Origin of the sequence: Polaribacter gangjinensis, assembly GCF_038024125.1 — a bacterium.
Taxonomy (GTDB): Bacteria; Bacteroidota; Bacteroidia; order Flavobacteriales; family Flavobacteriaceae; genus Polaribacter; species Polaribacter gangjinensis.
This window is the reverse complement of sequence record NZ_CP150662.1, coordinates 2,603,595-2,619,063: the sequence shown is the minus strand read 5'-3', so window position 1 is coordinate 2,619,063 and position 15,469 is coordinate 2,603,595. Positions and strand designations below refer to the sequence as shown.

General features: G+C 33.8%; 11 protein-coding genes. 6 read left to right on the top strand and 5 right to left on the bottom strand.

Annotated elements, in window-relative coordinates; all coding sequences use genetic code 11:
• Positions 1 to 3: 3 nt before the first annotated feature.
• Together WHA43_RS11505 and WHA43_RS11500 are read right to left on the bottom strand one after the other, a co-directional pair.
• Complete coding sequence (locus WHA43_RS11505; RefSeq protein WP_105047183.1) at positions 4 to 1,182, bottom strand: AIR synthase related protein; 1,179 nt, start codon at positions 1,180 to 1,182, stop codon at positions 4 to 6.
• 73 nt (positions 1,183 to 1,255) lie between these two features.
• Positions 1,256 to 3,439 (bottom strand): glutamine synthetase III, encoded by a 2,184-nt coding sequence (locus WHA43_RS11500; protein ID WP_105047182.1) that lies wholly within the window; start codon positions 3,437 to 3,439, stop codon positions 1,256 to 1,258.
• A 176-nt stretch (positions 3,440 to 3,615) separates the two neighbouring features.
• On the opposite strand from WHA43_RS11500, the gene WHA43_RS11495 reads away from it, so the two are divergent.
• Positions 3,616 to 4,632: a glutamine synthetase beta-grasp domain-containing protein gene (locus WHA43_RS11495; RefSeq protein WP_105047181.1), complete on the top strand. Its 1,017-nt coding sequence runs from the start codon at positions 3,616 to 3,618 to the stop codon at positions 4,630 to 4,632.
• A 98-nt stretch (positions 4,633 to 4,730) separates the two neighbouring features.
• On the opposite strand, the gene WHA43_RS11490 is transcribed toward WHA43_RS11495, so the two are convergent.
• Positions 4,731 to 5,273 (bottom strand): DUF4136 domain-containing protein, encoded by a 543-nt coding sequence (locus WHA43_RS11490; protein WP_105047180.1) that lies wholly within the window; start codon positions 5,271 to 5,273, stop codon positions 4,731 to 4,733.
• 254 nt (positions 5,274 to 5,527) lie between these two features.
• Here WHA43_RS11490 and WHA43_RS11485 point away from each other — a divergent pair, with 254 nt between their 5' ends.
• Entirely contained in the window at positions 5,528 to 9,058 is a 3,531-nt protein-coding gene (locus tag WHA43_RS11485; RefSeq protein ID WP_105047179.1) for a methylmalonyl-CoA mutase family protein, read from the top strand.
• A gap of 271 nt (positions 9,059 to 9,329) precedes the next feature.
• Positions 9,330 to 10,217, top strand: a complete 888-nt coding sequence (locus WHA43_RS11480) for a dienelactone hydrolase family protein (RefSeq protein WP_105047178.1) — start codon at positions 9,330 to 9,332, stop codon at positions 10,215 to 10,217.
• 3 nt (positions 10,218 to 10,220) lie between these two features.
• On the opposite strand, the gene WHA43_RS11475 is transcribed toward WHA43_RS11480, so the two are convergent.
• Together WHA43_RS11475 and WHA43_RS11470 are read right to left on the bottom strand one after the other, a co-directional pair.
• Positions 10,221 to 11,789 carry an amidohydrolase family protein gene (locus tag WHA43_RS11475; protein ID WP_105047177.1) on the bottom strand — a complete coding sequence of 523 codons (1,569 nt, stop codon included), beginning with the start codon at positions 11,787 to 11,789 and terminating at the stop codon, positions 10,221 to 10,223.
• Positions 11,790 to 11,865: 76 nt separating this feature from the next.
• Entirely contained in the window at positions 11,866 to 12,330 is a 465-nt protein-coding gene (locus WHA43_RS11470; protein WP_226742898.1) for an HU family DNA-binding protein, read from the bottom strand.
• A gap of 365 nt (positions 12,331 to 12,695) precedes the next feature.
• On the opposite strand from WHA43_RS11470, the gene WHA43_RS11465 reads away from it, so the two are divergent.
• The 3 genes from WHA43_RS11465 (at position 12,696) to WHA43_RS11455 (ending at position 15,456) form a co-directional block, all read left to right on the top strand.
• Complete coding sequence (locus WHA43_RS11465) at positions 12,696 to 13,298, top strand: hypothetical protein (protein ID WP_105047175.1); 603 nt, start codon at positions 12,696 to 12,698, stop codon at positions 13,296 to 13,298.
• A 590-nt stretch (positions 13,299 to 13,888) separates the two neighbouring features.
• Positions 13,889 to 14,590, top strand: coding sequence for an Ig-like domain-containing protein (locus tag WHA43_RS11460; protein ID WP_105047173.1), 702 nt, complete (start codon positions 13,889 to 13,891; stop codon positions 14,588 to 14,590).
• Positions 14,591 to 14,595: 5 nt separating this feature from the next.
• On the top strand, positions 14,596 to 15,456 hold the full coding sequence (locus tag WHA43_RS11455; protein ID WP_146104923.1) for a transporter: 861 nt from the start codon (positions 14,596 to 14,598) through the stop codon (positions 15,454 to 15,456).
• Positions 15,457 to 15,469: the final 13 nt, after the last annotated feature.

Sequence of the window (15,469 nt, the reverse complement as noted above, 5' to 3'; positions counted from 1 at the left end):
ACACTAATACTCAAACAAACCAAACTCACTTTTAATAGTCAATTTCTTGGAAGATGAAGACTCAACACGCCCCACAATTTGAGCGTCAACATTAAAGGATTTTGAAATCGAAATAATATCATCAGCAATCTCTGGAGAAACGTACAATTCCATTCTGTGTCCACAATTAAACACTTGATACATTTCTTTCCAATCTGTTTTTGATTGTTCTTGAATCAGTTTGAATAATGGCGGAATTGGAAATAAGTTGTCTTTGATGATGTGCAAATTATCTACGAAGTGTAAAATTTTTGTTTGAGCACCACCTGAACAATGAATCATTCCGTGAATTTTATCCGAAGTAAATTTTGATAAAATTTCTTTGATGATTGGCGCATACGTTCTTGTTGGAGACAACACTAATTTCCCTGCATCAATAGGAGAATTTACAACGGAATCTGTTAATTTAATATTCCCTGAATACACCAATTCTTCAGGAACAGCTGCATCAAAACTTTCTGGATATTTGGTTGCCAAATACTTATGAAAAACATCGTGTCTTGCAGAGGTCAATCCGTTTGAACCCATTCCTCCATTATATCTGGTTTCATACGTTGCTTGTCCAAAAGAAGCCAAACCAACAATCACATCACCCGATTTTATATTTGCATTATTGATGACATCAGCACGTTTCATTCTTGCTGTAACTGTTGAATCTACAATAATGGTTCTAACTAAATCACCAACATCCGCAGTTTCTCCTCCTGTAGAGTGAATAGTAACACCGAATTTTTTTAATTCGGCAATCAGCTCTTCAGTTCCGTTGATAATTGCCGACAACACTTCACTCGGAATTTTACTTTTATTTCTTCCAATGGTAGATGAAAGCAAAATATTATCAGTAGCACCAACGCAAATTAAATCGTCAATATTCATGATCAAAGCATCTTGCGCAATGCCTTTCCAAACAGAAATATCGCCAGTTTCTTTCCAATACATGTATGCTAAAGACGATTTTGTACCTGCACCATCTGCATGCATAATCAAGCAATAATCATGATCATTCGTTAAATAATCAGGTACAATTTTGCAAAAAGCTTTTGGAAAAAGACCTTTATCAATGTTTTTGATGGCATTGTGAACATCTTCTTTTGCAGCTGAAACACCTCTTTGTGCGTATCTTTTTGAAACTTCTTGACTCATATAATAGGAATGTTGCGTTTGCAAATTTACTCTTTTACAAAAAAAATCCTACTGAAAAGTAGGATGTTTTCTATTATCGCGTGAATAATAATTCTCGGTACTTGGTTAATGGCCATAAACTGTCATCAACCATCGTTTCTAATTTGTCACAATGATAGCGAATTTGATCGAAAAATGGTTTTACATTATTGCAATACGCATTTGCAGATGCTAAGCCATGCAACAGATTTGCTTTTTTTCTAGCTTCAATCATTTGCAATGACAATGCATTGATTTCGGTAATATGATTGGAAATAATCATGATCAATTCGATTTGCTCTTTAGCGATATTCTTATATTCTTCTCCAAAAATTTCTTTCAAATTCTTGGTATTTTCTAGTAAAGTATTTTGATATTTAATAGCAACAGGAACTATGTGATTCCGAGCGATATCACCCAAAACACGACTTTCTATTTGCAAACGTTTGGTATATTCTTCTAATTCAATTTCAAAACGCGCTTCCATTTCTATGCTGTTCATGACTTCCATTTCTTGGAATAAGTCAATCACTTTTTTTGAGATTTTTACTTTTAGCGCTTCAGGCGTTGTTTTGTTATTGCTTAGTCCTCTTTTTTTCGCTTCTTTCTCCCAAGATTCACTGTAACCATCACCTTCAAAACGAATTTTTTTACACTGCTTAATGTATTCTCTCAATACATTAAAAATAGCTTCGTCTTTTTTAAGATTTTTGTCATCTATTAAAACATCTACTTCTTTCTTAAAATCTTTCAATTGTTTCGCAACAATGGTATTTAAAATTGTCATAGGAATGGCACAATTTGTCCAAGATCCTACTGCTCTAAATTCAAATTTATTGCCTGTAAATGCAAAGGGCGAAGTTCTATTTCTATCTGTATTGTCTAATAAAATTTCAGGAATTTTACCAATAATATTCAATTTTAAATCGGTTTTTTCTTCAGGAGAAAGTTTTCCAATCGTTACATTTTCCAATTCATCCAACACATTAGACAATTGTGATCCAATAAAAACGGACATAATTGCAGGGGGTGCTTCATTGGCTCCTAATCTATAATCGTTACTTGCAGATGCAATAGAAGCGCGCAACAACTCTTCATTTTCATACACAGCTTTGATGGTATTTACGAAAAAAGTTAAGAATTGTAAATTTTTCATGGGTGTTTTTCCAGGACTCAACAAATTCGTTCCATCAGAAGTTGACAAAGACCAATTGTTATGTTTTCCAGAACCATTGATTCCAGCAAAAGGTTTTTCGTGAAATAACACTTTGAAATGGTGTCTTCTGGCAATTTTACCCATCACATCCATCAACAAAGAATTGTGGTCAACTGCTAAATTTACTTCCTCAAAAATCGGAGCTAATTCAAATTGATTGGGAGCAACTTCATTGTGTCTTGTTTTCACAGGAATACCTAATAACATGGATTCTTGTTCTAAATCACGCATAAAATTCATGGCTCTTAATGGAATACTTCCAAAATAATGGTCATCCAATTGTTGCCCTTTTGCAGGTGTATGACCTAATAAGGTTCTTCCTGTCATTAAAATATCGTGTCTTGATTGCGCTAAAGCGTCATCAATCAAAAAATATTCTTGCTCCCAACCTAAGGTAGCATTTACTTTCGTAGCATTTTTATCAAAATATTTGCACACTGCAGTTGCGTGTGTATCAATAGCTTGCAACGCTCTTAACAAAGGCGTTTTATTATCTAAAGCCTCACCTGTATACGCCACAAAAATGGTTGGAATACACAAAGTTGTTTCAAAGATAAATGCAGGAGAAGTTGGATCCCAAGCTGTATAACCACGCGCTTCAAAAGTATTTCTAATACCTCCACTTGGAAAACTCGATGCATCAGGTTCTTGTTGTACCAATTGCTCTCCATCAAACTTTTCCATTGCCAGACTTCCATTGATAGATTCAAAAAAAGCATCGTGTTTTTCGGCAGTGGCACCTGTTAATGGTTGAAACCAGTGAGTATAGTGTGTCGCTCCTTTTGAAATAGCCCAATCTTTCATACTAACTGCCACTTGATCAGCAATTTTACGGTCAATTTGAGTTCCTTTTTCAATGGCATTCATGACACTTTCATAAGCAGATTTTGTCAAATACTGCTGCATTGCATGCTTGTTGAAAACATTTTTTCCAAATAAAACTGATCTTTTTTCCTTTTCTTCAATTTTTAATGCGACTCTATTTATACTTTCTTGTAATGCAGCAAATCTAATTGTTGACATAATAATATTTTTAAATGGTAAATTTTATTCTTTATGCAAATATACCCTATAAAAATTAGGGATAAAATTATTTTTAATATAATCTAAAACTTTTACCCCTATTTTTTTTGATATCAGTGCAAATTATTACACTTTTGTAGTCATTAAAACAAAGAAAACTTAAAATAAACATAATTATGAGTAAGTCTAAATTAGAGTATATTTGGTTAGATGGATACTATCCAACTCAAAACATGAGAAGCAAAACCAAAATTGAAGAAAACTTTAGTGGAAAATTAGAAGATTGTCCGATTTGGTCTTTTGATGGATCATCAACAAGACAAGCTGAAGGAGGTTCTTCTGACTGTTTATTGAAGCCAGTTGCAATTTATCCAGATCCTGCAAGAAGAGATGGTTATTTAGTAATGACAGAAGTTTTAAATCCTGATGGAACTCCACACGAATCAAATGGTAGAGCAACTATTGATGATGAAGATGATGATTACTGGTTTGGTTTTGAGCAAGAATACTTTATCATGGACAAGAAAACTCAGCTTCCTTTAGGATTTCCTGTGGGTGGTTATCCTGCTCCTCAAGGTATGTACTACTGTTCTGTAGGAGGAAAAAATACACATGGTAGAGCATTGGTTGAAGAGCATGCAAATTTGTGTATTGATGCTGGTATCAATTTTGAGGGTATCAATCAAGAAGTTGCTTCTGGTCAATGGGAATTCCAATTGTTTGCAAAAGGAGCAAAAAAAGCGGGAGATGAAATTTGGGTAGCTCGCTATTTGTTAGACAGATTGACTGAAAAATACGGATGGTACATTGAATATCACCCAAAACCATTAGGAAAAGATATGGATTGGAATGGTTCAGGTATGCACGCAAACTTCTCTAACACAACCTTAAGAACTTGTGGATCTCGTGAGATTTATGAAAAAATTTGTGAAGCATTTAGACCAGTTGTAAAAGAACATATTGCTGTGTATGGTGAATTTAATGATCAACGTTTAACTGGTAAGCATGAAACTGCTTCTATCCACGATTTCTCTTACGGAATTTCAGATAGAGGAGCTTCTATCAGAATTCCAATCATCACTGTTCAAAAAGGATGGAAAGGTTGGTTAGAGGACAGAAGACCAGCTTCTAATGGTGATCCATACAAAATTGCAGGAAGAATCATTAAAACTGTAAAATCTGCAGGATTTTAATTGATTACTCTCCATAAAATAAAAAACTCCGAAACTTAGTTTCGGAGTTTTTTTATATTCAATATTCAAAGTGTAATTCTTAATTCTCAATTCTTAATCTACTTCTTTTCAGGTGGAAATCTTGATACAATTTCTTTAACAAATTCTTTGATTCTCTCTTCTTTTTTATCTCGGTTTTCATTACGTAAAGCACCTGTTCCAATACCTTGCCAAATCAATTCTTTCTTTTCTTTATCAATAAAATCAACAAATAATGTCCCTTCAGTAAACTGAGAAACATTTACATTGTTCATTCCTCCATTCATCATCCAAGGATTCCAACCCCAGCCCCAGCCCCAGCCAAAACCAACATTACTCTGATTTACATCCACTCGTTCTCTTGATTTTGTAAAAAAACTTACCAACATGTCTGGATTTTCAGATTTTATAAATCCTTTTGCTAGCAATTCTGTCTCTAAAGCTCTTAAAATTCGTTTTTTATCCAAATCAGACACATCTGCTTTATCAATACTAGGTTTGTAAAAAGCAAATGTTTTGTATTTGGTAAAATCTACTTGAATATCGTAATCTGTAGTAACTTTTATAGCGCTACAAGCACTTAAAAGAATTACTGCTGTGAATAAAATTATATGTTTTTTCATGATTTATGTATTTTAATGACGATTATTATTCGTTTTTTTAACAAGAATATTTGATGAAAAATCATCAATAAGCATGCCATTTACTTGATAAATATTCCATTGAAAAATGTATTGTAAAGATAAAAAATAGCTAAGAATCTAAAAAACAATGTAAAATCTTTGTCATTAAATTAACAGTTAGTAATCAATAATAATTGTGATAATTTTTTGAAAATTCTGTAAATTGCAAGCCTAAATTTACACTTTTTTTACGAATGGAACAAATACTACCTTACAATCCCAAACATAAAGTAAGAATTGTAACTGCAGCTTCACTATTTGATGGTCATGATGCAGCTATCAATATCATGCGCAGAATTATTCAAGCTACAGGCGTGGAAGTCATTCATTTAGGACATGACAGAAGTGTAGAAGAAGTTGTGAATTGCGCCATCCAAGAAGATGTAAATGCCATTGCTATGACTTCTTATCAAGGTGGACACAATGAATATTTCAAATTCATGTACGATTTATTGCAAGAAAAAGGTGCAGGTCACATCAAAATTTTTGGTGGTGGTGGAGGTGTAATTCTTCCTGAAGAAATTAAAGAATTGATGGATTATGGAATTACCAGAATTTACGCACCTGATGATGGTCGTGAAATGGGTTTACAAGGAATGATTAATGATTTGGTACAAAAAGCTGAAGAAGCCCATCCTAGCCTTCCCAAAGGGAAGGAACTCTCATCAGAATCAAAAAATGATAGAAAAGTTTGTAATGAAGATGGAGATTGGTTGATTGCATTAGGCAGTGAGAAGGTTTTAGAAAACCTAAAAAATAAAGATGTAAACACCATTGCACGATTAATTTCTTTAGCAGAAAATAATCAGGAAGATTTTCATAAAATTTTTAATAAAGATTGGAACTCCCCCTCTTTAAGTTTGGGTGTGACTTCTCCTATTCTCGGAATTACAGGTACAGGTGGCGCAGGAAAAAGTAGTTTGGTTGATGAATTGGTTCGAAGATTTTTGATTGATTTTCCTGAAAAAACCATCGGAATTATTTCTGTTGATCCGTCAAAAAGAAAAACAGGTGGTGCACTTTTAGGCGATAGAATTCGCATGAACGCAATTGACAATCCTAGAGTTTACATGCGTTCTTTGGCAACGCGTCAATCGAATTTGGCATTGTCTAAATATGTACATGAAGCTGTGCAAGTATTGAAAGCGGCTGCATTTGATTTGATCATTTTAGAAACTTCGGGAATTGGGCAATCTGATACCGAAATTATCGAACATTCTGATACTTCTTTGTATGTGATGACCCCCGAATTTGGTGCTGCAACTCAATTAGAAAAAATTGATATGTTGGATTTTGCAGATTTGGTTGCCATCAATAAATTTGATAAAAGAGGCGCTTTAGATGCCTTGCGTGATGTAAAAAAACAATACATGCGCAATCATAATTTGTGGGAAACTCCTATGGATGATTTGCCTATTTTTGGTACCATTGCATCGCAATTCAATGATCCTGGCATGAATGCGTTGTACAAAGCCATCATGGACAAATTGGTTGAAAAAACAAATGCAGATTTAAAATCTCAGATGAAAATCACCAAAGAAATGTCTGAAAAAATCTTTGTAATTCCGCCAAGTAGAGTGCGTTATTTATCTGAAATTGCCGAAAATAATAGAACCTATGACCACAAAGTAACTGACCAAGTTGTGGTTGCTCAAAAATTATATGGCATTTATCAAACGATACTTTCTGTCATTGCGAGTGAAACGAAGCAATCTCTTCTTATTAAAACTGGATTGGATGAAGATGAGATTCTAAGACAAGCTCAGAATGACAAAGAATTTATCAAACTTTTATTGGCGCAATTTGACAAAGTAAAACTCAATTTAGATCCCCTAAATTGGGAACTTATATTAAATTGGTCAGAGAAAGTTCAACGTTATAAAAATCCTTTGTACACGTTTAAAGTTCGCGACAAAGAAATCAATATTGAAACACATTCCAAATCGTTATCACAATCAGCGATTCCAAAAGTGGCTTTGCCAAAATACCAAGCTTGGGGCGATATTTTACGTTGGAATTTACAAGAAAATGTTCCTGGAGAATTTCCTTTTACAGCAGGTTTGTATCCTTTTAAAAGAACTGGAGAAGACCCAACACGAATGTTTGCAGGCGAAGGTGGCCCTGAAAGAACCAACAGACGTTTTCATTATGTGAGTTTAGGAATGGACGCCAAACGCTTATCAACCGCTTTTGATTCGGTAACTCTTTATGGAAATGATCCTGGTCACAGACCTGATATTTATGGAAAAATCGGAAATGCAGGAGTTTCTATTTGCTGTTTGGATGATGCTAAAAAATTGTATTCTGGTTTTGATTTAAGTCATCCAATGACTTCTGTATCCATGACCATCAATGGCCCTGCTCCTATGTTGTTAGGATTTTTTATGAATGCTGCCATTGATCAAAATTGTGAAAAATACATCAAAGAACATCAATTAGAACATTTGGTTGATGCGAAACTGAAAGAAATTTACGATGACAACGATTTAGAAAGACCAACATATCAAGGTGATTTACCTGAAGGAAATAATGGTTTAGGATTGCTGCTTTTGGGCGTTACTGGAGATTTGGTATTGCCAAAAGACGTATATGAAACCATCAAAAAAGAAACTTTAGCACAAGTTAGAGGAACCGTTCAAGCGGATATTTTAAAAGAAGATCAAGCTCAAAATACCTGTATTTTTTCTACGGAATTTGCATTGCGTTTGATGGGTGATGTGCAAGAATATTTTATTGAAAAACAGGTGCGTAATTTTTATTCGGTTTCAATTTCTGGATATCATATTGCGGAAGCTGGCGCAAACCCTATAACGCAATTGGCTTTTACATTGGCAAATGGATTTACCTATGTTGAGTATTATTTGTCACGTGGCATGGACATCAACAAATTTGGACCTAATTTATCCTTTTTCTTTTCAAATGGAATTGACCCAGAATATGCAGTAATTGGAAGAGTGGCTCGTAAAATTTGGGCAAAAGCCTTAAAATATAAATACGGAGCCAATGAAAGAGCGCAAATGTTGAAATATCATATTCAAACTTCTGGACGTTCATTACATGCACAAGAAATTGATTTCAATGATATCAGAACAACCTTGCAAGCTTTGTATGCCATCTATGACAATTGCAATTCGTTACATACCAATGCGTATGATGAGGCAATTACCACTCCAACTGAAGAATCTGTAAGAAGAGCTATGGCCATTCAATTGATTATCAACAAAGAATTAGGTTTGGCAAAAAATGAAAATCCGATTCAAGGCGCATTCATTATTGAAGAATTGACAGATTTAGTGGAAGAAGCTGTTTTGCAAGAATTCGATAAAATCACAGAAAGAGGTGGCGTTTTAGGCGCTATGGAAACCATGTATCAACGTTCAAAAATTCAGGAAGAAAGTTTATATTACGAAACGTTGAAACACAATGGCGAGTTTCCAATTATTGGTGTCAATACTTTTTTAAGTTCCAAAGGATCGCCTACAGTGTTGCCTGCAGAAGTCATCAGAGCTACAGAAACTGAAAAGCAATATCAAATAAAAACCAAAAAAAACCTGAATAAAGCTTTTGAAAAAACGGCTCAAAAACAGTTGACTTCTATGCAAGAAGCTGCCATTCAAAATGAAAACTTATTTGAAAAATTGATGGAAATTACCAAAATTTGTTCTCTAGGACAAATTACAGATGCCTTGTTTGAAGTGGGGGGTCAATACCGAAGAAATATGTAATTAACTAGAGTTTGATATATAAATTTGAATATCAAAAAAATACATTTATATAATGAACTCTTTGTGTTTTTTGTGTCTTCTTTGCGTATTTTGTGTTACAGCTATTACACAAAGTGACACAAACCTGCCTGCCACAGACAGGGAAGTCACAGAGGTTCACAAAGGAGTTACAAAACACACAAAGTAGAAATTTTGATTCTTGAAATTCGTGTCTTACATTTTTTTCATCCAATTCAAAAAAAGTGTATCTTGAAACCTTAAAATAACTCCCATGAAACAACTTACCAAAGAAGACATCAGTCAAGAGGTTTTTGATTTGTATGATGACTATGCACACAATAAAATTACGCGAAAAGAATTTTTAGAAAAACTATCACTTTTTGCAGTGGGTGCTATTACATTGCCAGCTTTGTTGAGTTTTATTTCTCCAAATTATATTGAAAACTTATTGATAAAAACGGATGATCCAAGGTTGAATTCAGGCTATATCTCTTATGATTCTCCCAAAGGTGGAGGCACTATTAAAGGATTACTTTCCATGTCAAAAGATGCCAAAAACAAATTACCGGGAATCATTGTGGTGCATGAAAATCGTGGTTTGAACCCGTATATTGAAGATGTATGCAGAAGAGCTGCTATTGAAAATTTCATTTCTTTAGCTCCAGATGCCTTATCGCCTTTAGGTGGTTATCCTGGTAATGATGATGATGGAAGAGCCATGCAAAGCAAAAGAAATCAACAAGAAATGTTGGAAGATTTTATTGCTGCATTTGAATATTTGAAAAAACATCCGAATTGCAATGGGAAAATTGGGGTTGTTGGATTCTGTTTTGGTGGATGGATATCCAACATGATGGCTGTAAAAATCCCTGATTTAAAAGCGGCTGTGCCTTATTATGGCAGACAAGCTTCTGATGAAGATGCCAAAAAAATAAAAACGCCTTTGTTATTGCATTATGCAGATTTAGACAAAAGAGTGAATGCAGGTTGGCCAGCTTTTGAGAAAGTATTGAAAGAAAATAACAGTGTGTACGAAGCACATTTTTATCCTAATGTAAACCACGGATTTCACAACAATTCCACGCCAAGATTTGACAAGGCTGCTGCTGATTTGTCTTGGGAAAGAACGATTGCGTTTTTTAAAAAATATTTGGTATAAAAATTAATCTTGAAAACCAGGCTGTTTTAATTTCCAATTCAGCTTGGTTTTCTCAGCATCCACCATTTTCTTTACATCCGCCAATAATTTTTTTGCGTCGTAAATAACGCCGTCTTTGATGGTGTATTTTACACCTCCAACTCTTACTACTTGATTATCTGCTGTTAAACGAACTGCTCCTGTTCCATACAACACTTTTAAATTCTGCAATGGATTTTCTTCAACAATTACAAAATCTGCCAATTTTCCGATTTGTACTGAACCTATTTTATCTGCCCAACCCAATGCTTCTGCACCATTTAAAGTGGCTGAACGTATAATTTCTAACGGATGAAAACCTGCTTCGCGCAACAATTCCAACTCACGTATGTAGGCAAATCCATACAATTGATAAATGAATCCTGAATCAGAACCTGTGGTAACTCTTCCTCCTTTATTTTTATATTCATTGATAAAAGTCATCCATAATTGATAATTTTTTTTCCAAGCAACTTCTTGTTCAGTTCCCCAATCGTGCCAATAAGACCCGTGTGAAACTTTGCTTGGTTCATAAAATTTCCACAAAGAGGGCAACGTATAATCTTCATGCCATTCTGCTCTTCTGGCTTTGTGCAAATCTCTACTAGCCTCATAAATATTGAAAGTTGGGACTATCGTAAAATCCAATGAAATCAATTCATTCATCACTGAATACCAATGTTTAGAATAGGGTTTTGCAGCTTGTTCCCACAATTTTCCTGCTTCTTCAAAACGATGTTGTTCATTCTGATAATTGTAATCTAAAGGATAGTTTTGAACGGTTTTATCTTCAAACAAGGCTTCTGGCAAACCATACCAATGTTCCATAGATGTTAAACCTGCTCTTGCAGAATGCAATACATTCCAACGTGCCACACTCAATTGCGCGTGATGACAGGCTGAGCCCAAACCCAACTTTTTATTTTCTTCTAAAGCAGCTTTCATTATTTCTGGTTCAGCACCAAAAAACTTGATTCCATCTGCGCCTTTTTTGGCATTTTCTCTCACCCAAGCTATGGCTTGTTCTTTGGTTGAAATCGGACTTTTAGCACCTTGTCCAAAACCAGTATAGCCAAAAATTCTAGGGGCAACAATTTCATTTTTTTCGCTTTTCAGTTTCAAATCGTTGACTTCGGCAACCGATCTTCCACTTGGTTGTCTTATGGTAGTAATTCCGTGCGCCATCCACAATTTAAATACATATTCAGGGCTGGCTCCTTGCGCATTGCCACCTATATGACCATGCATATCTACAAATCCTGGCAATAAATACATACCAGTTCCATCCAATTCTTTGCCCCCATTTTTCAATTTGGGACGATTATTTTGATTGATTGCTACTCCAGGAAAACCCACTACTTCAATGGCAACAATTTTGTTGTTTTCAACCACAATATCAACAGGGCCAACTGGTGGCGCTCCATCTCCATTAATTAAGGTAACACCTCTAATAATTAGCTGATTGAAAGGGCCATCACCTACATAATTTTCTTGAGAGAATACATTTGTGATGGATAAAAAAAGAATTATTAAGAAGAACTGCTGAATTTTCATAAAAAATCAATTTAAGTTTTTAAATGTACTTAAAAAAAAACAAACCTCAACTAGAAACAAGACAGTCGCTATTTTTTTAAGAAGCTTTTTCTTTTCTGACTTTGTATCCTACTCTTAAAGCTTGTTTTAATTTTTTAGAAGGCTGATAATTGATATGAAACTTTTTAATATGTTTTGTAGGCGATAAAGTTTCGGCTTCATCAACTGCTTTGCACTGAAATCCGATTTTAAATTTCCCAATAAATTCTAAATCCACCACTTTACCATCAGAAAGATAAAAATCTAGTTTTTTGCCCAAAGCCACCAAAACAGCTTTGATATCTGCTTCATGCAAGGTACACTCATTGCTAATTGCCCTACTCATGGTATCAGCATCTACAATGCCTGTGTGAATGGCTTGCATGATAAATTGTTCTTTTTTGTTTTGTATACTATTGGTTCGTTTGGTAACTCTGTATTGCAATGCCATGTGTATGATTGATATATTGATGATGTAATGTATTATTGTAAAGTGTACTAAAAATTGCAGCACTGCTTTCATGTCATTGAAGCACTGCTTTTAAACCATTGCAGAGCAGCTTTGAAATCATTGCAGCACAGCTTTGAAACAAATTATCTAGATTATTTGCATGAATTATCTAGATAATTTATTGCAATATACTACATTATTTTTGGAAAAGTACTAGTATTTTAAAATGAAACCTCAACAAAGAAGAAGGTTAAGTTGCCATACAACCCAAGCAGGGCTTGTTTCTAAGAAAAGTAAAGTTAGCAAATAAAATGAAATAATTGGATTGATTTTAAAAAAAAGAGTTATTTTGGTGGAGAGAAATTGTGAGTTTAAATAATTTTAAAAAGTCACATAAACTTGCGTTTATTAACCCTTTGTAAAACATTTGTGAAAAAATGAGAGAATTAATACAGAACAAGAACTTTGTAAAACGTGAATTAAGAATTACGGACTCAAAATTATTTTATACTATCTCAAAATTCGGAAATGGAAATGAAATTGATATTCCATTTGAAAATTTGAACGGAGAAAAAGTTTCTCAAAAATCAACTAATAATATTTTATTAATGGCTGCTGGTGTATTTTTTTTAATTGCAATTGCAACACAAATAAGTCTATTTAGAGGTGGAACTGGAGAAAAATTTGCTGGACTAATTTGGGCTGGAATTGGAGTTGCATTTTTGGTAATTTACTATTTGTCTAAACAAGATTTTTGGAAAATAAGGCTTACAAATGACAGTTACATTTATATTCACAAGAATATTCCAAGTAAAACTGCAACTGACCAATTTTTGTCTGAATTAATGAAATCAAGAAATGAATTTTTAAAAGAGAATTATGCGATTGTTGATGAAAATTTGAGTTATGAAAGTCAACTGAATAATTTTAAATGGTTAAAATCAATTGATGCAATTTCGAAAGATGAATTTGAACAAAAATATACGGAATTAAAGCAAAGCATAAAACAAGAAAAACCGAACATTGGATTTGGAAAATAAAAAACGTTTTACATAAACGTGTATAAAAAATTGCTATTTTTAGCTTTACCAAAGGTTGTTGCTTCTTTGCCAACTTCAGAATTTCCGTTTGAAATTCCTCTTTGTCAAAATCGCAACTTTCTATACACGTAAAACGTAAGCATATTTTTTTTTAAAAAAACAGAATGACAAAAAGCAGAACACCCGATTGCTCGAATTTAAAAATCGTTGTGTGTAAGGATTAAAAATCTTCGCTATCGGGTAAATCATTTGTAATAAACTCTTTTACTAACAATAATTATGTCAGGTGATTTTTATACGGGTATTTTAATGGTTGTAATTGGTTTTGTATATATGTTTATAAAGCTATTTAAGGAAAAGGATAATAACATAAATATATTTACAAATTTGAGTAACATTAATAGTTGGGGTATTATCATTTTTCTTATTGTAGGTGGTGTAATTATAATTTTCAGATAAAAAACAGTAACATATAATTAGAGGGTAAATAGGAAAGAGCAAATTAAAACTGGATTTATTAAATTAGTATATTCAATGTAATGATGCCAAACGAATCTCGACTTTAGAGATATTACTAAAATTGGGCAATCATGAAAAAATTAAAAATTGTAGTGCTTTTCAGTGTTTTGGCATTTTCTGCGTGTATTGAAGAAGACATCATTGATGATTCAGTTGCAGAAGAAGTGAGAATCATCAGTAGTTTTACTACTCTAAAAGTGGGAGAAATAGCAACTTTAGAAGCGTCATTTTTTAATAATGTTGGCGAACTAGAAAACAACACTTTTATTTGGAGCAGTTCAAACCCAAGTGTTTTATCAATAGATGCAACAACATCAAGTGTCATAGCAAACTCAGAAGGAACAGCAATCATCACTGCAAAAGCTACTGGAAAAATGGGAGATTTAACTGACTCCCAAACAATTGAAGTAGTTGCAAATAACTCCATTATTATTGACAATCCTAAAAAAGGAACCTTTTCAAAAACAACTTCTTACAAAGCTGCTGGCGATTTTGAAATTACAAAAACTTCAACCGGCATCAAAATTGAATTGGCTAGCAATTATGTGGCTGACACTAGTTTGCCTGGTTTTGCCTTATTCTTAACAAACAATCCAAATTCATTAGCAAGCGCATTGCAAATTGATGCCTATGATGATGCTGATGGCGCGCATTATACTGGTGCATTTACCTACAATATATCAAATGTGGGATTGAATGACTATAAATATTTGGTACAATGGTGCAGACCCTTTGCTATTTTGACAGGAAAAGCTCAAATCATAGATAAATAAAATATATGAAACAAATACAGGTAGTTTTTGCAGTAGGATGTATGCTCATGTTTCAGCAAAGTTTTTCTCAATGGACCAATGGCAAAGGAAAAGCGTATTACAAATTGGCTGCTTGGTCGTTAGTTGCAGACCAACATTATACCAATACTGGCGAAATTGACCCAAATGCCACTCGTGGAAATTTTACATTGAGTTTGTATGGCGAATATGGTTTGACAAACAAATTGGATATCATTACCTATATTCCTTTTTTTACTAGAATTTATCAAAATGCACAAGTTTCGGGCATTACAGGAAATGTGCTTCAGCCAGGAGAATCGTTGAATGCTTTTGGAGATTTGGATATTGGATTGAGACATTTAGTATTCAAGAAAAAGAATTTATCCGTTTCAACAACGCTTAAATTTGGATTACCTACTGGAAAAGATGCTGGTGGAAGTGATGGAAGTTACCAAACTGGAGATGGAGAATTCAACCAATTACTTACGCTTGATGCTGGAATTTCCTATCAATTATTTCAAAAACCAAGCTACGCAAAAGCATTCATTGGATTTAATAACAGGACACAAGGTTTTTCGGATGAATTGCAATTCGGATTTGAATCAGGAATAAAACTTTTTGATAAACTTTGGATTTTAGGCAGATTGCACAGCGTAAACTCTTTACAAAACGGAACTTTAACGGCACAAAATTCGCAAGGAAGTATTTTTGCCAACAACATTGAATATGTAGCTATTGGTGGTGAAACTGCCTATTATATCACAAAAAAACTCGGAGTAACTCTGAATTATACAAGCGCACTTTCTGGAAGAATTATATATGCAAATCCATCCATTAATGGTGGTATTTTTCTAGATTTGAAATAGAAGTTCAAGTCTA

Bases quoted from the DNA above. Each gene is read 5' to 3' on its own strand.
- WHA43_RS11505 (WP_105047183.1), bottom strand. From the start codon at position 1,182: ATGAGTCAAGAAGTTTCAAAAAGATACGCACAAAGAGGTGTTTCAGCT.
- WHA43_RS11500 (WP_105047182.1), bottom strand. From the start codon at position 3,439: ATGTCAACAATTAGATTTGCTGCATTACAAGAAAGTATAAATAGAGTC.
- WHA43_RS11495 (WP_105047181.1), top strand. From the start codon at position 3,616: ATGAGTAAGTCTAAATTAGAGTATATTTGGTTAGATGGATACTATCCA.
- WHA43_RS11490 (WP_105047180.1), bottom strand. From the start codon at position 5,273: ATGAAAAAACATATAATTTTATTCACAGCAGTAATTCTTTTAAGTGCT.
- WHA43_RS11485 (WP_105047179.1), top strand. From the start codon at position 5,528: ATGGAACAAATACTACCTTACAATCCCAAACATAAAGTAAGAATTGTA.
- WHA43_RS11480 (WP_105047178.1), top strand. From the start codon at position 9,330: ATGAAACAACTTACCAAAGAAGACATCAGTCAAGAGGTTTTTGATTTG.
- WHA43_RS11475 (WP_105047177.1), bottom strand. From the start codon at position 11,789: ATGAAAATTCAGCAGTTCTTCTTAATAATTCTTTTTTTATCCATCACA.
- WHA43_RS11470 (WP_226742898.1), bottom strand. From the start codon at position 12,330: ATGAAAGCAGTGCTGCAATTTTTAGTACACTTTACAATAATACATTAC.
- WHA43_RS11465 (WP_105047175.1), top strand. From the start codon at position 12,696: ATGAGAGAATTAATACAGAACAAGAACTTTGTAAAACGTGAATTAAGA.
- WHA43_RS11460 (WP_105047173.1), top strand. From the start codon at position 13,889: ATGAAAAAATTAAAAATTGTAGTGCTTTTCAGTGTTTTGGCATTTTCT.
- WHA43_RS11455 (WP_146104923.1), top strand. From the start codon at position 14,596: ATGAAACAAATACAGGTAGTTTTTGCAGTAGGATGTATGCTCATGTTT.